This is a genomic window from Calditrichota bacterium (genome assembly GCA_013151735.1).
Classification (GTDB): Bacteria; Zhuqueibacterota; JdFR-76; order JdFR-76; family BMS3Abin05; genus BMS3Abin05.
The window spans coordinates 1-3,787 of record JAADHR010000046.1 but is presented as its reverse complement, the minus strand read 5'-3'; the positions used below and the strand labels follow the sequence as shown (position 1 = coordinate 3,787).

Sequence of the window (3,787 nt, the reverse complement as noted above, 5' to 3'; positions counted from 1 at the left end):
TCCGGCGTTGCCTGAAAATTATTCCGTTTTGGTCATTGATAATTGAATCTTGGAATTTGTTTGGTTATTGGAATTTGGCATTTGCTATTTTCCCTTGGAGGAGCCGGTTTTTGGCTCCTCTCTATTGGCCGTACCGTGTCTTAAATGTCGGCTCGGCTCCGGCCATTTTCATAAAAATATCCAGCGGAACCAGTTGGAACCCCGGGCCTAACTTTTTTAAAATCCGCTTCACCCGTTCAATATCACTCCATTCCCGAACGTGAACCAGCAAAAAATAGGGTCGTTTGGCATTCAGATTGGCCAGCTCTTCCAGATCGGAAACCGCTTCGTTTTCATCTCGCTTTTCAGACAGGTAGTAATCAAATGAGATAAAGGGACGCCCGTCGCGAACCGCAAAAGTGTGAGCCGGCCGGTACCCGTTTGCAAAACCGATGGCACCGGGCATATTGTCAAAATAGGCATCCACAACCGGTTTCGGAAGATCGTCATCCACACCGTCTGTCTGCCAGTAATTGCTGTGTTCCATTGTTTCGAAGACATTCAGATCGAGGGTTTGCATGAGCGAATACGCCTTTCGAATTACCTTTGGGAGCATTTTTCGGGGAATCGCCTTCGGGTACATGTAGCCCGGCCCCGAAAGGGATCCGATAAAATAATCATTCGGCGTGGCCTCATCGTAAAAAAATTGCAGCATGGCCGGCGCCAGCCACGACCAGTTCATCGTCACTTCCCAGGCGTAGGGAATGTCCCCGCGGCCGGGTTCGGTCCACGCACCTAATCCCAGACAATCCGTTTGTATAAAGGAGATGTAGACCTTTTTCTGAGGGATGTATTTCTTCCCCGGCCGGACGTTGTGGTGATTCTTAAACCGGTAGTTTTTTGTTAACGGAATTTGGTGATTAAAACTCATGTTTGGCAGGGAATGCAAGCCCTCCACCCGCAGGGCGAAATGAGACGCCAGCGTTGTGTATTGGGCTTCACTGTCCTTTCCGTAGGAATGCCAGCCCATAATCATGGAAAGCGGCTTCATCTCGCTGAACAGGCGCCTGGCCAAACGGTACTCCAGGGTGTCCTGCGGATCCGTTGACAGATCCGTAAAAAAGGCCTTTTTCACGATGCCAAAATCCGCAATGGCGGGTTTCATCACCTTTCCCCTGGGGCCTCCCAAATAAACCAGATAGTCCCGGCTGCATCGACTCCAATACCGATCCATTGCCCATTTGTAGATTTCGTAATCACTTTTTCCGGTAAATTTCCCCCGGAAATCCTCCACCTTGTGAAGGCCGTATTTTTCAACCAGGGGAATCAACTTCTCCGAAACAATCACCGAGTGCGTCAGCCCGGCAACCGTAAACGACACGATCAGGGACGTCCGAACGGATGTATCCCACACGACGTAACCCCGGGCATATTTTGCCAGTTTCTGCAGGGCCTCATCCGCAGACCCCAACTTCTGGAAAGTCATGTGACGGGAGGTTTTGTAATAATCCAGCAGGGGTTCGGAGAATTTAAAATCCCAATCCTTCGGATAGAGAAAATAGAGCCGGGGGGCACTCGTATTCGCAATCCCCTGAAGGCTGATTAAGAGGGCCTGGGTGGGTAAATCGCCGTCGATGGCCCAATTATCTGAAAGAGGCATCACATACTTGGTATCCGCTGCCTGCAGCCGGACGGACCAAACAAGCAAAATCAGAATTCCCAACAATCGAAAATATTTTTTCATTTTCTTTCCTTTCAATCGATTCGCTTAAACACGTACGTAATGGACGTCGGGCGCGATGAGCGCTTCTCAACAACGGTCAGCATCCGGCCTTTACTGCCGAGCGTGTACGTGTAATCCGTTGTGATGTGCGCCTCTCCCTGGGATATTTCCACCACCTGCTTTTTTCGAACGAATAATTCCCGTCCCGGCTGTTTCCATTCTCCGGAGATCAGCTTCCAGCTGTTCTTTTTGGCCAGAACTCCCATATACCAGTTTTCCGGCCAGATGGCCGAGGTTACGGGAATCTTTGACGGAGCACTGCCCGGACAAAACGTCAGGGAATCTCTAAACGCCACTTTTCCCCGGCGCATCCAGTTCCAGAGAATAACGATCCTGTCTTTTTCCTTTTGAACCACCACTTCAGGCGTGCGGTATCGCCAGGTTACCAGATCCGTACTTTTTTCCGGAACATAGGCCCAGCGACCCACCATGCTCCCGGAATTTTTTGAACACGACCCAATCAGCAAGCCAATGACACCGCTGAATAAAAGAATGAAAATGTGTTTTTTCATTTGTAATCCTTCCCGCTTTTTATTGGTTCAATCAACCCAAAAAACAGATTTCAAGAATGTACCCGTCTTCTATTGATTCGATTTTTTATTCATACGTTAAAATCACTTTGGGTACGGACAGGGTATCTCCTTTCAAGGCACTGAAATCCAGACGGTACTCCAGAGAGCGGGCGTGCTGCAAATTTTCGGGTAAAGAACCGTCGCCTCCGATTTCCTGCCACGCTTTCTGATCCTTTTTCCTGAAGAAATGTTCACGCACCGCCACTTTCACTTTCCGCCAGCGTTTGTCCTGCGTCGAATCCAGACGAAGCTTCAGGAATCTGACCCCGCGGAATAAATAGCGTGCGGGTGAAATGTACACCGCATCGGAATCCCCCACAACCACTTTTCGATCCGTCGTAAAATGCAGCCCCTTTCCAAATTTTCCCATGACAAAATCAAGATCGATAAAATACCACATTTCACCGCGCTTGGGACCGTCCAAAATCCAGCGGAGGCCTATCGGATCAACCGATGTGACGGGAGTTTTTGCCCGGATGTGAAAGGTATTCTCTCCCGATTTGAGCCACAGCCTCTTTTTAAATCGACCGCGTTTGGTGTGAACCACCACGTCCAGCGGCATCTTGAACCGCGTACGGCTGTTGGAACGATTGCTCACCCGAATCGTCACATCTCTTCCGCTAATGTGAGGACTGACTGTCAGTTTCGGCCAGCCCGTTCCGTAAATCCATTCCAGAAAAAACCAGGACAGATCCTTGCCGTAATTTTTTTCGCACGCAGCCTGAAAATCTGCCGTACAGGCATTTTTGTAGCGGTACCGCGGATCGGTATTAAACTGGCGCAGGGTTTTAAAAAAGGCCTCATCGCCCATCACGTAGCGCAGCATGTGAAGCACCCAGGCCCCTTTCCAGTAGATGTTGAGATGGTAGGCTTCCCTGGCATTTTTATGACGGGGCTGATAAACCGACCCTGTTGAATCAATTTGAAAACTCATTCCCGCCATGTACTGATGCATGGGTTCTTCCCCGAAGCGGTGTTCCATCCAGAGGGCTTCGGAGTATGTGGCAAATCCTTCGTGCAGCCAGAAATCCCCCCAATCCAGAGCCGTCACCGCATTCCCCCACCACTCGTGGGCCACTTCGTGCACAACCATGTAGTTGAAATAATGATCGTACCATTGCAGGGGATTGGGTTCTCCCGGCAGCAGCGTGTGAGGAAAAATCGGTCCAACGGCTACAGCCGTGGAATGCTCCATTCCCGGGTAAGACGATTGCACCAGCCCGAATTTGTTATCCGCAAATGCAAACGGGCCGTAGTAACGCGTGTACAGATTGAGTTCGTCCGGCACACGCGGAAAAAATTCCTTCCGCGCCCGGTCCTCATTGCCTTTCAATACGTAATAGTGTGCCAGAATCGTGTCGTGCTCGGCGGGCAGAGGAATCGGCTGCGTCAATTCCACGTACGGTCCCACGTACATCGTTATCAAATAGGTGGACGTGGGATGGGTTACCAG

3 protein-coding genes are annotated in these 3,787 nt (G+C 50.3%); all 3 read right to left on the bottom strand.

Annotated elements, in window-relative coordinates; all coding sequences use genetic code 11:
- Positions 1 to 121: 121 nt before the first annotated feature.
- Positions 122 to 1,723 carry a hypothetical protein gene (locus GXO76_02620; GenBank protein ID NOY76745.1) on the bottom strand — a complete coding sequence of 534 codons (1,602 nt, stop codon included), beginning with the start codon at positions 1,721 to 1,723 and terminating at the stop codon, positions 122 to 124.
- 11 nt (positions 1,724 to 1,734) lie between these two features.
- Positions 1,735 to 2,274 carry a hypothetical protein gene (locus GXO76_02615; protein ID NOY76744.1) on the bottom strand — a complete coding sequence of 180 codons (540 nt, stop codon included), beginning with the start codon at positions 2,272 to 2,274 and terminating at the stop codon, positions 1,735 to 1,737.
- Between the two features lie 85 nt (positions 2,275 to 2,359).
- A partial coding sequence (locus tag GXO76_02610) for a M1 family metallopeptidase (GenBank protein NOY76743.1) occupies positions 2,360 to 3,787 on the bottom strand: 1,428 nt, incomplete at its 5' end.